Source organism: Thermodesulfobacterium thermophilum DSM 1276, assembly GCF_000421605.1.
GTDB classification, from domain to species: Bacteria; Desulfobacterota; Thermodesulfobacteria; order Thermodesulfobacteriales; family Thermodesulfobacteriaceae; genus Thermodesulfobacterium; species Thermodesulfobacterium thermophilum.
Genome location: NZ_ATXI01000043.1, coordinates 1 through 1152, shown reverse-complemented (window position 1 = coordinate 1152; position 1152 = coordinate 1). Strand labels below are relative to the sequence as shown.

2 protein-coding genes are annotated in these 1152 nt (G+C 30.9%); both read right to left on the bottom strand.

All coding sequences use genetic code 11. The features are described from left to right. The coding region (gene cas2 / locus H529_RS0109450) for a CRISPR-associated endonuclease Cas2 (protein ID WP_022856242.1) at positions 1 to 235 on the bottom strand (235 nt) is incomplete at its 3' end. 3 nt (positions 236 to 238) lie between these two features. Beyond that, the coding region (cas1b, locus tag H529_RS0109445; protein ID WP_022856241.1) for a type I-B CRISPR-associated endonuclease Cas1b at positions 239 to 1152 on the bottom strand (914 nt) is incomplete at its 5' end.

Sequence of the window (1152 nt, the reverse complement as noted above, 5' to 3'; positions counted from 1 at the left end):
TCTTTCCTAAAATCTCCCTTCTTGAATACTTCTCAGTTAAAAACGTATATATAACCACCGAATCTTCTTCAGGATCTATAACATGGTTAAGCTGCTGTTTTAGCTTGAAAAGTTTTGCTTCTGTAATCTCTCCTTCAAAAACTGAATTTTGTACCCAATGCAAAAATTTTCTACAAATCTTTAACACTTTTTGCACTCTTTTTTCATTAATATCATACACTAAAATCACATACATTGCCTACCATTCACTTATAAAAGGTTTATATTCTTCGTCTCCCATTAAGTGTTTTTCAATCTTATACAACTCTAAACGAATTAAACTTCTGTAAGATATCTTTCTTTTTAATCTTTTATGATAAAGCGTTGTTTTTAATTTTTCATCAAATTCTTTAATAAACACCTGTTTCCCCTTTTCATTTAACACAATACCGTCAAGTTTACTCTCAAAATGTTGAGATTTAATAATAGACTTGTTAACCAAATTAAAAATCACTCTATCCACAATAATTGGCTTAAAAATTTCAGCTACATCAAGATTAAGACTAAACCTCCTAAAGTTAGTAGTATGAAGAAACCCAATCCTTGGATCAAGATGAGTTCTATAAATCTCGCTTAGACAAACTGTATAAAGAAGCGAATTCCCAAAACTTATAAGAGCATTTAATCTATTTTTTGGTGGTCTTTTACTGCGGGCTTCAAAAACAAAATGTTCCTTATTAAGGATTCTATCGAAAGCATGGTAATACTGCTCTCTTACATTTCCCTCAATAGCCATGAGCTCATCTACATTTCTACATCTTACAAGTCCATCACTTATAGAGTTAACCTTATCAATAATTTCCTCTAAATTCTTTCCTCTATTCTGATAGTAGGTAAGGACTTTTTTGATGTTTTCTATAGCTCCCCAAACAAACTTTTTTGCAAGAACAAATCTTTTATCCCTATCAAGATAAAATTCAGCCTGTTTTAAAATCATGTAACCAGAGTTTAGATGTTCGCGTGGATAAAAAGAGCCGACATAATAACCATATCGGTTAAAAAAATGAAGAATTATTTCTGATTGAGTGAGAAATTCGAGAAAACGCTTGTTTACTGTTACTTCTCCAAAAACCAAGATTTCAGCTACATTTTCAACAGGAAGATATTTCTTAC